14 protein-coding genes and 1 pseudogene are annotated in these 15336 nt (G+C 71.1%); 4 read left to right on the top strand and 11 right to left on the bottom strand.

Features of this window, described 5'->3' with window-relative positions; genetic code table 11:
* Positions 1–102: 102 nt before the first annotated feature.
* The 3 genes from ACFWVE_RS32870 to ACFWVE_RS32880 form a co-directional block, all read right to left on the bottom strand.
* Positions 103–1143, bottom strand: coding sequence for an NUDIX domain-containing protein (locus tag ACFWVE_RS32870; RefSeq protein WP_384022202.1), 1041 nt, complete (start codon positions 1141–1143; stop codon positions 103–105).
* Positions 1144–1291: 148 nt separating this feature from the next.
* Positions 1292–1531 carry a hypothetical protein gene (locus tag ACFWVE_RS32875; RefSeq protein WP_384022205.1) on the bottom strand — a complete coding sequence of 80 codons (240 nt, stop codon included), beginning with the start codon at positions 1529–1531 and terminating at the stop codon, positions 1292–1294.
* Between the two features lie 131 nt (positions 1532–1662).
* Positions 1663–2616, bottom strand: coding sequence for an ROK family protein (locus ACFWVE_RS32880; protein WP_384022208.1), 954 nt, complete (start codon positions 2614–2616; stop codon positions 1663–1665).
* A gap of 238 nt (positions 2617–2854) precedes the next feature.
* Here ACFWVE_RS32880 and ACFWVE_RS32885 point away from each other — a divergent pair, with 238 nt between their 5' ends.
* Entirely contained in the window at positions 2855–3904 is a 1050-nt protein-coding gene (locus tag ACFWVE_RS32885; RefSeq protein ID WP_384022211.1) for a LacI family DNA-binding transcriptional regulator, read from the top strand.
* Positions 3905–4042: 138 nt separating this feature from the next.
* Here ACFWVE_RS32885 and ACFWVE_RS32890 read toward each other — a convergent pair whose 3' ends face one another.
* Entirely contained in the window at positions 4043–5347 is a 1305-nt protein-coding gene (locus ACFWVE_RS32890) for a DUF6986 family protein (RefSeq protein ID WP_384022215.1), read from the bottom strand.
* A 284-nt stretch (positions 5348–5631) separates the two neighbouring features.
* Here ACFWVE_RS32890 and ACFWVE_RS32895 point away from each other — a divergent pair, with 284 nt between their 5' ends.
* Positions 5632–6555: an endonuclease/exonuclease/phosphatase family protein gene (locus tag ACFWVE_RS32895; RefSeq protein WP_384022218.1), complete on the top strand. Its 924-nt coding sequence runs from the start codon at positions 5632–5634 to the stop codon at positions 6553–6555.
* A 90-nt stretch (positions 6556–6645) separates the two neighbouring features.
* Here the strand turns inward: ACFWVE_RS32895 and ACFWVE_RS32900 are convergent, their stop codons facing one another.
* From ACFWVE_RS32900 to ACFWVE_RS32910, 3 genes are all read right to left on the bottom strand, one after another.
* On the bottom strand, positions 6646–7608 hold the full coding sequence (locus ACFWVE_RS32900) for an electron transfer flavoprotein subunit alpha/FixB family protein (protein WP_384022221.1): 963 nt from the start codon (positions 7606–7608) through the stop codon (positions 6646–6648).
* 61 nt (positions 7609–7669) lie between these two features.
* The gene (locus tag ACFWVE_RS32905; RefSeq protein ID WP_384022224.1) at positions 7670–8458 is read right to left on the bottom strand and encodes an electron transfer flavoprotein subunit beta/FixA family protein; all 789 of its coding nucleotides are present in this window, start codon (positions 8456–8458) and stop codon (positions 7670–7672) included.
* Between the two features lie 270 nt (positions 8459–8728).
* Entirely contained in the window at positions 8729–9121 is a 393-nt protein-coding gene (locus tag ACFWVE_RS32910) for a thioredoxin family protein (protein WP_384022226.1), read from the bottom strand.
* A gap of 462 nt (positions 9122–9583) precedes the next feature.
* Between ACFWVE_RS32910 and ACFWVE_RS32915 the strand changes: the two genes are divergently transcribed.
* Entirely contained in the window at positions 9584–10312 is a 729-nt protein-coding gene (locus ACFWVE_RS32915) for a lysophospholipid acyltransferase family protein (protein WP_384022230.1), read from the top strand.
* A gap of 19 nt (positions 10313–10331) precedes the next feature.
* Here the strand turns inward: ACFWVE_RS32915 and ACFWVE_RS32920 are convergent.
* From ACFWVE_RS32920 to ACFWVE_RS32935, 4 genes and pseudogenes are all read right to left on the bottom strand, one after another.
* Positions 10332–10921: pseudogene (locus ACFWVE_RS32920) on the bottom strand (transglutaminase family protein).
* A gap of 83 nt (positions 10922–11004) precedes the next feature.
* A complete protein-coding gene (locus ACFWVE_RS32925; protein ID WP_384022233.1) occupies positions 11005–12075 on the bottom strand; it encodes a threonine aldolase family protein in 1071 nt (356 codons plus the stop codon).
* Positions 12072–12818, bottom strand: coding sequence for an SDR family NAD(P)-dependent oxidoreductase (locus ACFWVE_RS32930; protein ID WP_384022242.1), 747 nt, complete (start codon positions 12816–12818; stop codon positions 12072–12074). Before ACFWVE_RS32930 ends, ACFWVE_RS32925 begins: the two co-directional genes overlap by 4 nt.
* Before the next feature lie 38 nt (positions 12819–12856).
* Entirely contained in the window at positions 12857–14254 is a 1398-nt protein-coding gene (locus ACFWVE_RS32935) for a DUF6421 family protein (RefSeq protein ID WP_384022236.1), read from the bottom strand.
* Positions 14255–14506: 252 nt separating this feature from the next.
* On the opposite strand from ACFWVE_RS32935, the gene ACFWVE_RS32940 reads away from it, so the two are divergent.
* On the top strand, positions 14507–15190 hold the full coding sequence (locus ACFWVE_RS32940; protein ID WP_384022239.1) for a glycerophosphodiester phosphodiesterase: 684 nt from the start codon (positions 14507–14509) through the stop codon (positions 15188–15190).
* Positions 15191–15336 lie beyond the last annotated feature (146 nt).

The following is a 15336-nucleotide window of genomic DNA, read 5'->3' on the forward strand; positions in this document are numbered from 1 at the left end:
GCCCGGGACGTGGTTCCGGGCCGGGCGTCGCACCCGAGGTTCGGCCGCGCAGGACCGCGCGACACCGCGGGCCGGCGTGCGCGGTCCGGTCAGTACCGGACGTCAGCCGACCGGTACCCCGGCTTCCAGATACATCGCCTTCCCGCGTTCCCGTGCCCGCAGGGCACGGCGGAGCCGTTCGTAGCGGACCGGGGGCAGCATCTCGGCGGCCTCCGTCTCGGAGACGAAGCGCCAGTCGCGCAGTTCGGGGCCGGGCAGCAGCAGCCGCGCGGCATCGGCGGCGGCGAGGCGGCCGCCGTCGAAGAGCAGACGCAGGCCGCCGTAGGCGGGCGGTGCGGGCGGTTCCCAGTCGACGACGAGCAGGGCCGGCACGCCGTCGAGGCGGATGCCGGTCTCCTCGGCGACTTCGCGGACGCCCGCGCGCGCGGGCGCCTCACCGGGTTCGACGACTCCGCCGGGGAACTCCCAGCCCGGCTTGTAGGTCGGGTCGACGAGCAGCACTCTGTCGCGCTCGTCGAAGAGCAGGACACCGGCGGCGACGGTCTCGGCGGTCGGCTCGGGCGTCTGCACGATGTCGCAGGCGGGCGCCTCACCGCTGCCGACCGCCTCGGCGATCCGGACGGCGGTGTCGTACGGGCTCAGCGAGCCGGTGCCGACGGGGTAGGCGTCGGCGGTGAGCCAGGAGGCCAGAGCGGCTTTGTACGGCTCGATGTGGTCGTAGGACCACTGCCGGATCCTTATCTCGCCGTCCGGGAGGTCCGGCGGAACCTCCCGGTCCGCTATTCGCTCACGCAGGATCGTTTCCGCCGGAGCGAGGAGGACATGCCGGACCGGAATCCGGCGGGCCGCGAGGCCACCGAAGATCTCGTCACGGTACTCCTGTCTCAGCAGGGTCATGGGGACGACCAGGGTCCCGCCGAGTTCGGCGAGCATCGCCGCCGCCGTGTCGATCACGAGCCGGCGCCAGATGGAAAGGTCCTGGAAGTCGCCGACCTCGGCGAGGCGTTTGGGCGGAAGCAGTTGACTGAGCGCCCCGCCGATGACCTCGGGGTCGAAGAGCGCGCTGTTCGGGATCAGTTCGATCAGTTCCCGTGCGGTCGTGGTCTTCCCCGCACCGAACGCACCGTTGATCCAGACGATCACGGTTCCCCCTCTTCTGTTGGCCCCCTGTGGCTTGCCCGCTCCACCCTGCCACGGAAACCAGCCCCCGTTGAGAACGCATACCGACGGCGCCGGCGCCCCTTCGGGGAGGAGGCGCCGGCGCCGTGGGGCGGTTGTGCGGTGCGGCCCGTCAGGCCTTGGTCTCCCGGTCGGCGCCGGCCGTGGCGGCGGGGGCGTCGTCGGTGACGGCGTCGTCGGTGACGGCGTCGTCGGTGACGGCGTGGTCGGTGACGGCGTGGTCGAGGGTGCTGAGTGCGTCACCGGCGGGGAGGCTGTCGAGGCCCTCACCGAGCGCGTGCGAGGGGGTGACCGCCGCGACGACGAACCCGGTGGCGAGGGAGGCGATGGCGAGCATGCTGCGCTTCTTCATGCAGGGTTCAACGGCGGAAGCCGCCCCGGGGTCACGCACGGGCCTGCACCGGAACGTACGGACACTACGGCGGTACGGACTCGTACGACACAGCGTGAACGTTCCTGCGGGCACCCGTGCCCCGGCCTCGGTCAGACGCCTGCCGCCGCCGGGTCCGTCCGCCGGGTCAGGGCCGCCGCCGCGGCGCCCACCAGCCCGGCGTCGGTGCCCATCCGCGCCGGCGTCACCACGAGACGCCGGACGAACGACAGCGTCGCGTACTCGGCCAGGGCCTGGCGCAGGGGGGTGAAGAGGACCTCGCCCGCCTTGCCCACTCCCCCGCCGACCACGGCGATGTCGATCTCGACGAGCGTCGCGGTGGCCGCGATTCCGGCGGCCAGCGCCCGCGCGGCCCGCGCGAACGACGCCACGGCCACCGGGTCCCCGGCGCGGGCGGCGGTGGCCACCGCCGCGGCGGAGGTGTCGCCGTCCGGTCCGGGGAGCCAGCCGTCCGCCAGGGCCCGGCGGGCGATGTTGGGCCCGCTCGCGATGCGCTCCACGCAGCCGCGCGAGCCGCACGGGCACGGGTCGCCGTCGAGATCCACGCTGATGTGGCCGATATGCCCCGCGTTGCCGGTCGGCCCGGGGTGCAGCCTGCCGCCCAGCACGAGTCCGCCGCCGACCCCGGTCGAGACGACCATGCACAGCGCGTTGTCGTGACCGCGGGCGGCACCCTGCCAGTGTTCGGCCGCCGTGATCGCCACGCCGTCACCGATCAGTTCCACGGGCAGTCCACCGGCGGCGGCCCGGACCCCCGCGACCAGCGGGTAGTCACGCCAGCCGGGCACGTTCACCGGACTCACCGTGCCCGTGGAGGCGTCCACCGGGCCCGCGCTGCCGATGCCCACGGCGCTCGCGTGCTCCCACAGCGGGGACGCGGTGAGCTCGCCCAGCACCATTTCGACCGCCCGCATCACGGTGCCGCCGCCCTCCTTGGCGGGCGTCGGCCGCTGGGCACGGACCAGTATCCGGCCCTGCCCGTCCACCAGCGCGCCGGCGATCTTGGTGCCGCCGATGTCGAGCGCTGCCACGAGGTCGGTGTGCATCAGTGTCGGTTCTCCCCGTCAACCATGAGAAAGGCGCTGAAACAGCCCATGCGCGGCCATGAACCGACACACGGGGGCGAGCCGCACCCCGGTGTCGCGACCACTCGCGGGCCGGGGCGTGCGGTGGACAGTGTCCCTGAGCCTGACAACGTTGTCCAGGCTCTATGCTCGATGCCACATCCTCATACAACCCCATGGCCCCACGCAGCCCGTGGTCGACAGGACAGGACACCGTACCGTGCCGGAGACGCCCCGCCGCACCCACCGCCTCCCAGGGTCCCGTTACGGCAGCCGCCCGACCATGAAGGACGTGGCGGCCCGGGCAGGCGTCGGCCTGAAGACGGTCTCGCGGGTGGTCAACGGTGAGTCCGGGGTCACGCCGGAGACGGAGCGCCGGGTCCAGGAGTCCATCGAGGCGCTCGGTTTCCGCCGCAACGACAGCGCACGGGTCCTGCGCAAGGGCCGTACCTCCAGCGTGGGCCTGGTCCTGGAGGATCTCGCGGACCCGTTCTACGGTCCGCTGAGCCGGGCGGTCGAGGAGGTCGCCCGCGCGCACGGCGCACTGCTGATCAACGGTTCCAGCGCGGAGGACGCCGACCGCGAGCAGGAGCTGGTGCTGGCACTGTGCGCCCGCCGGGTGGACGGACTGGTGGTGATTCCGGCCGGTGACGACCACCGGTATCTCGAGCCGGAGCTCAAGGCGGGCGTCGCCACGGTCTTCGTGGACCGGCCGGCCGGCCGGATAGACGCCGACGTCGTCGTGTCGGACAACTACGGCGGCGCCCGTGACGGCGTGGCCCATCTGATCGCCCACGGGCACCGCAGGATCGGTTTCATCGGTGACATGCCCGGCATCCACACCGCGTCCGAGCGGCTGCGCGGCTACCGCGCGGCCATGGACGACGCGGGCATACCGGTGGAGGACGCCTGGATCTCCCTGGGGGTCACCGACCCCGAGCGGGTGCGCCGGGCCACCGAGGAGATGCTGTCCCGCCCGGATCCGGTCACGGCGGTCTTCACGGGCAACAACCGGGTGACGGTCACCGTGATCCGGGTCCTGAGCGAGCGGTCCCGCCCGGTCGCGCTCGTCGGCTTCGACGACATCGAGCTCGCCGATCTGCTCCGGCCGGGACTCACGGTCGTCGCCCAGGACTCCGCCGCCCTCGGCCGGACCGCGGCCGAGCGCCTCTTCCGTCAGCTGGACGGCACCCTGCTCGCCCCCGAGCGGATCGAGCTGCCGACCAAGCTGATCACGCGCGGCTCCGGCGAGCTGCTTCCGGCGGACTGAGCGCCCTCGTCCGCCGGGACCGCGCGGGGCGGCCGGGTGTCCGAGGAGGAGCCGCCGGTGAGGGCGTCGGTTCCGGAGCGGTACGCACGGCTCGGCGGCCGGGAATTCCTGGCACCGGCACGTCGTCGCCGACGCCCCTCACCCGCGCCCTCCCGTCGGGTCGCCTCGGCGTGGGGACGCGAAGCCCTCCAGGCCGGCGCGGGTCAGGCCCGTCGCCCGCGCCACTTCGGCGTGGTCCAGGGCACCGCAGTCCAGGCCGCGCAGCAGGTGGCCGGCCAGCGCCTTGGCGGTGGCCGGCTCGTCCATGACGTCGCCGGAGGCCCGGGCGGCGTACCGGGCGAGCCGGGCGGCGGCCTGTTCGAAGCTCTCGCGGTAGAAGGCGAAGACGGCCGCGTAACGGGTGGGCAGATGCCCGGGATGCATGTCCCAGCCCTGGTAGTAGGCGCGGGCCAGGGCCCGGCGGGTGAGGCCGTGGTGCAGCCGCCATGCCGCGTGGACCTGTGCGGTCGGGCCGACGGGCAGGACGTTGGTGGAACCGTCCGACACGCGTACGCCGGTGCCCGCGGCGGCGACCTGCATGACGGCCTTGGCGTGATCGGCCGCCGGGTGGTCACTGGCCTGGTGGGCGGCGGAGACCCCGAGGCAGGCGCTGTAGTCGAAGGTGCCGTAGTGCAGCCCGGTGGCCCGGCCCTCGGCGGCCTGGATCATCCGGGCGACGGTGGCGGTGCCGTCGGCGGCGAGGACGGCCTGGCTGGTCTCGATCTGGATCTCGAAGCCGAGCCGGCCGGGTTCCAGGCCGCGCGCCTTCTCGAAGGCGTCGAGGAGCCGCACCATGGCGGTGACCTGCTCGGCGTACGTGACCTTGGGGAGCGTCAGCACCAGCCCATCGGGCAGCGGGCCCGCCTCGGCCAGGCCGGTGAGGAAGATGTCGAGGGTGCGGATGCCCCGGTCGCGCACCGCGGCCTCCATGCACTTCATCCGGATGCCCGTGTACGGGGCCGCCGTGCCGTCCCGGTACGCCTCGGCGATCAGCCGCGCGGCGCGGGCGGCGGTCTCGTCCTCCTCGGCGTCGGGGCGGTTGCCGTAACCGTCCTCGAAGTCGACGCGCAGGTCTTCCACGGGTTCGCGCTCCAGCTTGGCGCGGACGCGCCCGTACACGTCCTCGGCCAGTGCGGGGTCCATCCCGACGGCGGCGGCGAACGAGACGGCGTCCGGAGCGTGTTCGTCGAGGGCGGCCAGGGCCTGGTCGCCCCAGGCGCGGAGGGTGCCGGCGGTGAAGGCGTCGCCGGGGACGTAGACGGTGTGAACGGGCTGACGGGTGCCGGGGTCTCCGGGGTAGCGGCGCTCCAGCTCGGCGTCGACCGGCGCCAGGGAGGCGCCGATCTCCGCGCCGACGGCGCCCGCGATGCTCGTCGCCACCCGTTCCTGCCGGCCCTGGCTCATTCCACGCCCTCCGGATCCTTCGTGCCTCGAGGCACACCCGTCCCACGCTTTCCACGATACGGAATCAACAATCCGTTGAATGAAGTTATCGGGCGGCCTTCGCGCCGGTCAACACCGCCTTGCATCCCTCTTGCATCCCGATCCACTCCGCCATCTCGGTATGTTCGCGTCTATCTGGCACCGTCCGACACGCAACCACGCACCGCCCGGCACCAGACCGACGCACGCCGACGCACGCCCGACTCACCCGGACACCGCCGCGCAGCACCAGCGAAGGAGCTCCTGTGCCGAACCACAGCCGAATCACGCGCCGCCTGGGGCTGAAGACCGCGCTCGCCGCTTCCGTCACCCTTCCGCTCTCCAGTACAGCACTGCCCGCCGGGCCCGCCTCGGCCAAGGAACGCCGGGAACTCCGGGGCGGGCCGCTGGACGTCATGTCGTTCAACCTGCGCTTCGCCAGTACGGCGGAGCCCCACAGCTGGGCCGCCCGGAGACCCGTGACACGCCAACTGCTGCGCCGCGAGCAACCGCACGTCATCGGCACCCAGGAGGGCCTCCACCAGCAGCTGCGCGACATCGAGGCCGACCTGGGCCCGTCCTACGACTGGATCGGCACCGGCCGGGCGGGCGGCAGCCGGGACGAGTTCATGGGGATCCTCTACGACACCCGCCGGCTCGCCCCGCTGGAGTACGACCACTTCTGGCTTTCCGACACGCCTCACCTGATCGCCTCGAACACCTGGGGCAACGCCCATGTCCGCATGGTCACCTGGGTCCGCTTCCGCGATCTGCGCGCCGGTGACCGGGAGTTCTACGTGTTCAACACCCACCTGGACAACGCGAGCCGGTACGCACGCGAGCGGGCCGCCGCCCTGCTCGCCGAACGCGTCACCGGGCCGGCCCGCTCCCTGCCCGTGATCGTGACGGGGGACTTCAACGTCGCCGCCCACGGGAACCCGGTGTACGACACGATGCTGGGCGCCGGTCTCGTCGACACCTGGGACGCGGCGGCCGAGCGGGGAGAGGCGTACGGGACGTTCCACGGGTACGAGCCGCTGGTGCCGGACGGTGCCCGTATCGACTGGATCCTGACCACGCCCGGTGTCACGGTGCACCGGGCGTCGGTCAACACCTTCGCGCCGGCCGGCCGGTTCCCGAGCGACCATCTGCCGGTGCAGGCGTCGCTCACCCTGGGACGGACGAACTGAGCCGGGGCACCGCACCGGGAACGGAACGGGGCGAGGCCCCCGCGACCACGCCGGACGCGGTCGCAGGGGCCTCGTACGGCCCGGAGAGGATCAGCCCTTGCGGGTCTTGATCTCCTCGGTGAGCTGCGGGACGACATCGAAGAGGTCGCCGACGACGCCGTAGTCGACGAGGTCGAAGATCGGGGCCTCGGCGTCCTTGTTGACCGCCACGATCGTCTTCGAGGTCTGCATGCCCGCGCGGTGCTGGATCGCGCCGGAGATGCCGGCGGCGACGTACAGCTGCGGCGAGACGCTCTTGCCGGTCTGGCCGACCTGGTTGGTGTGCGGGTACCAGCCGGCGTCGACCGCGGCACGCGAGGCGCCGACGGCCGCGCCGAGGGAGTCGGCGAGCGCCTCGATGACCGCGAAGTTCTCCGCGCCGTTGACACCGCGGCCGCCGGAGACCACGATCGCGGCCTCGGTCAGCTCGGGGCGGCCGGTCGACTCGCGCGGGGTGCGGCCGGTGACCTTGGTGCCGGTCGCCTGCTCGGAGAAGGTCACGGACAGCGCCTCGACGCTGCCTGCGGCCGGAGCGGCCTCCACGGCGACCGAGTTCGGCTTGACCGTGATGACCGGAGTGCCCTTGGAGACACGGGACTTGGTGGTGTAGGCGGCGGCGAACACCGACTGCGTGGCCACCGGGCCCTCGTCGCCGGCCTCCAGGTCGACGGCGTCGGTGATGAGGCCGGAGCCCAGACGCAGCGCCAGACGGGCCGCGACCTCCTTGCCCTCGGCGGAGGAGGGAACCAGGACGGCGGCCGGGGAGACGGCCTCGTGGGCGGCCTGAAGGGCGTCCACCTTCGGCACGACGAGGTAGTCGGCGTACTCGGCGGCCTCATGCGTGAGGACCTTCACCGCGCCGTGCTCGGCCAGCGTGGCGGCGGTGTCGGCGGCGCCGTTGCCCAGCGCGACGGCGACCGGCTCGCCGATGCGGCGGGCCAGTGTCAGCAGCTCCAGGGTCGGCTTGCGGACGGCGCCGTCCACGTGGTCGACGTAGACGAGAACTTCAGCCATGGGACTTCTTCTCTCCTGCTTGCGGGGTGTGAGGGGCGGGAAGCGAGTCGAGCCTCTTGACTCAGATGAACTTCTGGCTCGCGAGGAACTCGGCGAGCTGCTTGCCGCCCTCGCCCTCGTCCTTGACGATCGTGCCCGCGGTGCGGGCCGGGCGCTCGGTCGCGGAGTCGACCACGGTGTAGGCGCCCTCCAGGCCGACCTCCGCCGCCTCGAGGTCGAGGTCGGACAGGTCCCAGGACTGAACCGGCTTCTTCTTCGCCGCCATGATGCCCTTGAAGGACGGGTAACGCGCCTCGCCCGACTGGTCGGTGACCGACACGACCGCCGGCAGCGACGCCTCGAGCCGCTCGGACGCGGCGTCGCCGTCACGGCGGCCCGACACCTTGCCGTCCTCGACCGACACCTCCGACAGCAGCGTCACCTGCGGCACGCCCAGGCGCTCCGCGAGCAGCGCCGGCACGACACCCATGGTGCCGTCGGTGGAGGCCATGCCGGAGACGACCAGGTCGTAGCCGGCCTTCTCGACCGCCTTGGCCAGGACCAGGGAGGTGCCGATGGCGTCGGTGCCGTGCAGATCGTCGTCCTCGACGTGGATCGCCTTGTCCGCGCCCATGGACAGCGCCTTGCGCAGCGCGTCCTTGGCGTCCTCCGGGCCCACGGTCAGGACGGTGATCTCCACGTCGTCGTCGGAGTTCTCCGAGATCTGCAGCGCCTGCTCGACCGCGTACTCGTCCAGCTCGGAGAGCAGACCGTCCACATCGTCGCGGTCGACGGTCAGGTCATCGGCGAAGTGCCGGTCGCCAGTGGCGTCGGGCACGTACTTCACTGTGACAACGATCCTCAAGCTCACGCCGGCTCTCCTACTGCAATCGTCATTTCTGGCTGCCTGCCTTCAGGCAGCATAGGCGCCTCAAACGGCCGTTCCCGATCGGGGCGATCCACGTTTCCGAGTGAAATATTACTCGCCAGTACATCCAGTTCATTCCCGCTGAGCAAGCGCTTTGAACTGTGACCTTCGCAACGCAGCGTAACCGGAACTCGACCTGCCCGCAGCAAGCGGCGGCCCGGACTCAGCCCCGAAGGACGCTGGAACGTCCCTGGTGGCGGGGCTTGCCGACCGTCACACGGCCTCGCCGAGCGCGGCGATCACATCGGCCTTGCGCGGCTGGCCGGTGGCACGCCGGACGACGGTGCCGGCGGCGTCGAGGACGAGCACGGTGGGGGTCTTGAGGATGTCCAGCCGGCGCACGAGGTCGAGGTGCGCCTCGGCGTCGATCTCCACATGGGCCACGCCGGGAACCAGGCCGGCCACCTCGTCGAGCACCCTCCGAGTCGCCCGGCAGGGCGCGCAGAACGCGCTGGAGAACTGGACGAGGGTGGCTCGTTCACCGAGGTCCGCACCGATCTCCGCCGCTCGCAGCCGCTTGCCGTCGCCCCGCCCGCGCATCCGCACTCTCCCGCTCCGCCGCCGCAGCAGCACTCCGAAGGCGCTCGCCGACGCGAGCGCCGGCACACACCATCGGTCCGGTCATCGTCTGTCGCAGCATGCGGGAGACCGTGAAGATTCCCGCTGCCCGCACGAGTTTCCCGTGCGGAACGCTTGATCCATGGACATCGACAGGAGAGGACCCCGCTTCGGGACGGCCGCTCGCCGTACGGCCGGCCGTTCCGGCGCATGGTACGGCCCCGGATCGGGTCGGCGGCGGACTTCCCCGGCCCCGTGTTCGGTTACCGCCTGGGGTGCGAGATGCACCTGCCCCTGCGACGGACGGGGGTGCGCGGGGTAATGGCGACGCAAAAGCCCGAGGTGGGTCATGGGGGTGGACGTGACAAGAATCTCGCCGCAGGCAGGCAGCAGGGCTGGTTCGCCGGTCGTTCTTGGGGCACCATCAGCGACAAGCCGTAAACCTACGGCTGCGTAACTTCGACTGGGAGGCCCCCTTCCCAGGCAGAGCAGGAAGGGTTCCACCGCACCATGGCAGAACTCGTCTACCGTCCCGTGATCGGTTTCGCCCAGACTCTGTTCAAGGCGTGGGACCTCAAGATCGACTGCCGGGGTTCGGAGAACATTCCGCGTACGGGCGGCGCCGTGTTGGTGAGCAACCACATCAGCTACCTGGACTTCGTCTTCAACGGTCTCGCGGCGCTGCCGCAGAAGCGGCTCGTGCGCTTCATGGCGAAGGACGCCGTCTTCCGGCACAAGATCTCGGGTCCGCTGATGCGCGGGATGAAGCACATCCCCGTCGACCGCAAGCAGGGCGACGCGGCGTACGCGCACGCGCTCGACTCGCTGCGCTCCGGCGAGATCGTGGGCGTCTTCCCGGAGGCGACGATCTCCCAGTCCTTCACCCTGAAGAGCTTCAAGTCGGGTGCCGCGCGCATGGCGCAGGAGGCGGGCGTGCCCCTGATCCCGATGGCGGTGTGGGGCACTCAGCGGCTGTGGACCAAGGGGCACCCCCGCAACTTCAAGCGCAGCCACACCCCGATCACCATGCGTGTCGGCGAGGCGGTCGAGGCGTCCAGGGACAAGTACGCGGGCGCGATCACCCGGCAGTTGCGGGAGCGGGTCCAGGAACTGCTGGAGGCCGCACAGCGTGCCTACCCGGTGCATCCCAGTGGCCAGGACGACACCTGGTGGATGCCCGCCCACCTCGGCGGCACGGCACCGACCCCGGAGCAGGTCCGCGCGGCCGAGGCGCGCTGAGCCCGCCGTCGCGGGGACGTCACGATCCGGCGGGGTCCGGCAGTGCGGTGGGGAGCGTGCGCCACAGGTGTGCGCGGTCCACGGCGGCCTGGAGCGCCTTCAGTACGACGGGGTGCGGTGCGGCGTACAGGAGCGGGTGGTCCGTCTCACCGGACGCAGGGTCGGGCGTGAAGACCGGCCGCTCGCCCGTCGGGGAGAAGCGGGCGTCGACTCCGGGTCTGTTGCCCCGTGGGTCCTGCCGGTGCCAGGCACCGTGGAACCGCACGGCGACCAGGCGGTGCAGCACCCCGAGGTTCTGATAGCACAGCGCGGTCGGGATGTCCTCGGCCCGCAGCAGCGCGGCCGGCGCGTGCGCCTTGGCGCAGCAGATCCCGGTGCGCTTCTTCAGGACGTCGGATGCCCGCCAGGTGACCCGGGATCGCCGGAGTCCTGGGAGTGCGGGATGGCGTCGCGCACGAACTCGAAGGCCGCCCGCGCATATTCATACGAGTCGCTCACCCCGGCCGCGAGTCGGTCGGCGGTCTCGCGGACCAGCTCGTGGTGGTGGTCTGTCACCTCATCGGCGGCGAGGTAGGCGGAGAGGTCCTGGGTTTCCTGGATGATTTTCATGCCGCTGAAGCATAGGTATGCACTTGATCGAGATTCAATACATTTTCGATCAAGTGCATACCTATGCGAATACGTGGCAGCGGCTAGCGGGCCATCTCCTCCTTGAGGGCTGCCACGAACGTGTCCACGTCGTCCTCGGTGGTGTCGAAGGCGCACATCCAGCGGACGTCGCCCGCGACCTCGTCCCAGAAGTAGAAGCGGAAGCGCTTCTGCAGGCGCTCGGTCACGGCGTGCGGCAGGCGGGCGAAGACGGCGTTGGCCTGGACCGGGTGGAGGATCTCCACACCGTGCACGGCACGCACGCCCTCGGCGAGGCGCTGGGCCATCTCGTTGGCGTGCCGGGCGTTGCGCAGCCACAGGTCCCGTGCGAGCAGGGCCTCCAACTGCACCGAGACGAAGCGCATCTTGGACGCGAGCTGCATGGACAGCTTGCGCAGATGCCTCATGTGGCTGACGGCGTCCTGGTTGAGCACCACGACCGCCTCACCGAACAGGGCGCCGTTCTTGGTGCCGCCCAGGGAGAGGAGGTCGACGCCGGCCGCGTTGGTGAAGGTGCGCATCGGCACGTCCAGAGTGGCGGCCGCGTTGGCCAGCCGGGAGCCGTCGACATGCACCTTCATGCCGTGGGCGTGCGCGTGCGCACAGAGGGCGCGCATCTCGTCCGGCGTGTACACCGTGCCCAGTTCGGTGGCCTGGGCGATGGACACCACCTGCGGCATCGCGCGGTGCTCGTCCTCCCAGCCGTACGCCTGCCGGTCGATCAGCTCGGGGGTGAGCTTGCCGTCGGGGGTGGGCACGGTGAGCAGCTTGATCCCGCCGACGCGCTCCGGCGCCCCGCCCTCGTCGACGTTGATGTGCGCGCTCTCGGCACAGATCACGGCGCCCCAGCGGTCGGTGACCGCCTGGAGCGCGACGACGTTGGCACCGGTGCCGTTGAAGACCGGGAAGGCCTCGGCGGTGGGACCGAAGTGGCTGCGGATCACCTGTTGCAGGTTCTCCGTGTACGCGTCCTCGCCGTACGCGACCTGGTGCCCGCCGTTGGCCAGAGCCAGGGCGGCGAGCACTTCCGGGTGGGCCCCGGCGTAGTTGTCGCTGGCGAAACCGCGGACGTCCGGGTCGTGATGGCGGCGCGCGTCGGTCCGGGGTGGGTTCACGGCTTCTCGGTCAGCCACAGACGGTTTCCGTTCAACTCCGCGGCGGGCTTGTCCCAGACGCCGGCGATCGCCTCGGCGAGATCCCTGACGTCCGTGAAGCCCGCGAACTTCGCGTTGGGGCGCTCGGCGCGCATCGCGTCGTGCACCAACGCCTTCACCACCAGGATCACAGCCGCCGATGTCGGCCCCTGCTCGCCCCCCGCCTTGCGGAAGTAGTCGCCCATGGCCAGCGTCCACGCCTCGGCGGCGGCCTTGGCCGCGGCGTAGGCGGCGTTGCCCGCGGTGGGCTTGCTGGCACCGGCCGCACTGATCAGGACGTACCGGCCGCGGTCGCTGCGCTGCAGTCCCTCGTGGAAGGCGAGGGAGGTGTGCAGCACGGTGCGGACCAGGAGCAGCTCCAGCAGGTCCCAGTCGTCCACGCTGGTCTTGGTGAAGGTCTCGCTGCCGCGCCAGCCGCCGACGAGATGGACCAGGCCGTCGACGCGGCCGAACTCCCTCTCGGTGCGCGCGGCCCACTCGCGGGTGGAATCCAGGTCGAGCAGGTCGACCGTGTCACCGGTGACAGTGGCGCCCCCGTGCGCGTAGCGCGCCGCGTCCACGGCCTCCGCCAGCCGCTCCGGGTCGTTGTCGGAACCGACGACGACCGCCCCCGCCTCGGCCAGCCTGAGCAGTGCCGCCCGTCCCGCGGGTCCCCCCGCGCCGGCCACCGCGATCACCGCACCGTCGAGCGCCCCGTTCCCCATGGTCATCGCCTCCTGCACAGTGGTGTGAACGAGATCGCTCACGCGGCGATCCGCTCGGCGCCGTCCGCCGTGATACCCCGGGTCGAGGCGATCACGTTCTTCAGTTTCTTGGACAGTGCCTCGTAGAACATGCTCAGTGGAAACTCGTCCGGAAGCACGTCATCGACGAGCTTCCGCGGCGGCTGCGCCAGGTCCAGGGCGTCGGGGCCCTTGGCCCACTTGGATCCCGGGTGCGGGGAGAGGTAGCGGGAGACCAGCTCGTAGCCGGCGAACCAGTGGACGAGCTTGGGGCGGTCGATGCCGTCGCGGTACAGCGTCTCGATCTCGGCGCACAACTGGTTGGTGACCTGCGGGGCGCGGTCCCAGTCGATGGTGAGCTTGTTGTCGGTCCAGCGGACGACGTCGTGCTTGTGCAGGTAGGCGAAGAGCAGCTGGCCGCCGAGGCCGTCGTAGTTGCGGACCCGCTCGCCGGTGACCGGGAAGCGGAACATGCGGTCGAACAGCACCGCGACCTGTACGTCACGCGCCTGCGGGACGCCGTCGCCGGCGAGCTTGACGGCCTCCTTGAAGGCGGTGAGGTCGCAGCGCAGCTCCTCCAGGCCGTACATCCAGAACGGCTGGCGCTGCTTGATCATGAACGGGTCGAAGGGCAGGTCGCCGTGGCTGTGGGTGCGGTCGTGGACCATGTCCCACAGGACGAACGCCTCTTCGCAGCGCTTCTGGTCGTGCACCAGCGCGGCGACGTCCTCGGGCAGATCGAGGCCCAGGAGGTCGACGGCGGCGGCGGACACCCGGCGGAAGCGGGCGGCCTCACGGTCGCAGAAGATGCCGCCCCAGGTGAACCGCTCGGGAGCCTCGCGCACGGCGATGGTCTCGGGGAAGAGCACCGCGGAGTTGGTGTCGTAGCCCGCGGTGAAGTCCTCGAACGAGATGCCGCAGAACAGCGGGTTGTCGTAGCGGGTGCGCTCCAGCTCGGCCAGCCAGTCCGGCCACACCATGCGCAGCACGACCGCCTCGAGGTTGCGGTCCGGGTTGCCGTTCTGCGTGTACATCGGGAAGACGACCAGATGCTGGAGGCCGTCCTCACGGTGCGCGGCCGGGTGGAAGGCCAGCAGCGAGTCAAGGAAGTCGGGCACCTCGAAGCCGCCTTCGGCCCAGCGGATCAGGTCCTTCGCCAGTGCCTCGTGGTAGGCGCGGTCGTGCGGGAGCAGCGGGGAGAGCTCGGCGAGGGCGTCGGTCACCCGGCGCACCTCCGCCTCGGCCTCGGCAGGAGCCGGGGCGCCCTCGGCGTCGAGGTCGATCGACCCGTCCTTCGCCTGCCAGGGCCTGATCCGCTCCACGGCATCCTTGAGCACGGGCCACGCCGGGTGCTCGACCACCCTGGCCGCCGAAGGAACGTGCCCCTTCGTACCCGCCTGCGCAAGAATTTCCGTCATATCCCATCCTCCAGCGAAGAAACTGCTTGCGCAGACCGTATACATACGAGGTTTCTTCCAGCAAGGAACACCTCAGTAAATTATCCTGCGCCACCCCGGCCGTCACCGCACTTTTTCCTGCCCATCACGCGGTTGGGTGACACTCCTCGACTTCGATGTTCAGCATCTGGACGGGGCGGGCACAGGCGATACGGTCCAGGAGGGCCGCAGGGACGCGGCCCCGCGCCGCTGTCGACGGAAGCGAGTCGCATCTTGAACTTCCTCACCATCGGTCACCGCGGAGTCATGGGTGTCGAGCCCGAGAACACCCTCCGGTCCTTCGTCGCCGCCCAGGAGGCCGGCCTCGACGTGATCGAACTCGATCTGCATCTGAGCAAGGACGGCGCGCTCGTCGTCATGCACGACACGGACCTGGACCGCACGACGGACGGCACGGGACCGATCGCCGACCGGACCGTCGCCGAACTGCGTGCCCTGGACGCCGGGCGCGGCGAGCACGTCCCCGTCTTCGAGGAGGTGCTGGACGCCGTCCACGCGCCGCTGCAGGCCGAGATCAAGGACGTGCAGGCGGCCAGGGCACTGGCCGAGGTGATGAACCGGCGGGATCTGGCGGGCCGGATCGAGGTGTCCTCGTTCCACGACGACGCGATCGCCGAGATCGCCCGCCTGGTGCCCGGCGTACGCACCGCGCTCGTCGCGAGCCGCTACGGCCCCGACGTAGTGGAGCGGGCGGTCGCGGCCGGCGCGTCGACCGTCTGCCTGAACATCCGCCGCCTCACCCTGGAGATCGTCGAGCAGGCCCGCAAGGCCGACCTGAGGATCATCGGCTGGGTGGTGAACACCCAGGACCACCTCAGACTGGTCCGGGCCCTCGGGCTCGACGGCGCGACCACCGACTACCCGGAGATCAAACGCACCGGCCGCTTCACCGCGTGACGGCCCGGGCGCCCGTGCCGGTCGGGACCGCCCCGTGCCGGCCGGGCCGGCACGGGGCGGCGGGGACGGCACGGGGGCGGGCGCTTATAAACAACTGAAGCAGCCCACCAAAAAAATTGTTTAGAAATAGGGGGGGGCCGGATCAA

Source organism: Streptomyces sp. NPDC058632, assembly GCF_042717095.1.
Taxonomy (GTDB): Bacteria; Actinomycetota; Actinomycetes; order Streptomycetales; family Streptomycetaceae; genus Streptomyces.

Coding starts and splice junctions, on each gene's coding strand:
- ACFWVE_RS32875 (WP_384022205.1), bottom strand. CDS start 1,531: ATGAAGAAGCGCAGCATGCTCGCCATCGCCTCCCTCGCCACCGGGTTC.
- ACFWVE_RS32880 (WP_384022208.1), bottom strand. CDS start 2,616: ATGCACACCGACCTCGTGGCAGCGCTCGACATCGGCGGCACCAAGATC.
- ACFWVE_RS32890 (WP_384022215.1), bottom strand. CDS start 5,347: ATGAGCCAGGGCCGGCAGGAACGGGTGGCGACGAGCATCGCGGGCGCC.
- ACFWVE_RS32900 (WP_384022221.1), bottom strand. CDS start 7,608: ATGGCTGAAGTTCTCGTCTACGTCGACCACGTGGACGGCGCCGTCCGC.
- ACFWVE_RS32915 (WP_384022230.1), top strand. CDS start 9,584: ATGGCAGAACTCGTCTACCGTCCCGTGATCGGTTTCGCCCAGACTCTG.
- ACFWVE_RS32930 (WP_384022242.1), bottom strand. CDS start 12,818: ATGGGGAACGGGGCGCTCGACGGTGCGGTGATCGCGGTGGCCGGCGCG.
- ACFWVE_RS32935 (WP_384022236.1), bottom strand. CDS start 14,254: ATGACGGAAATTCTTGCGCAGGCGGGTACGAAGGGGCACGTTCCTTCG.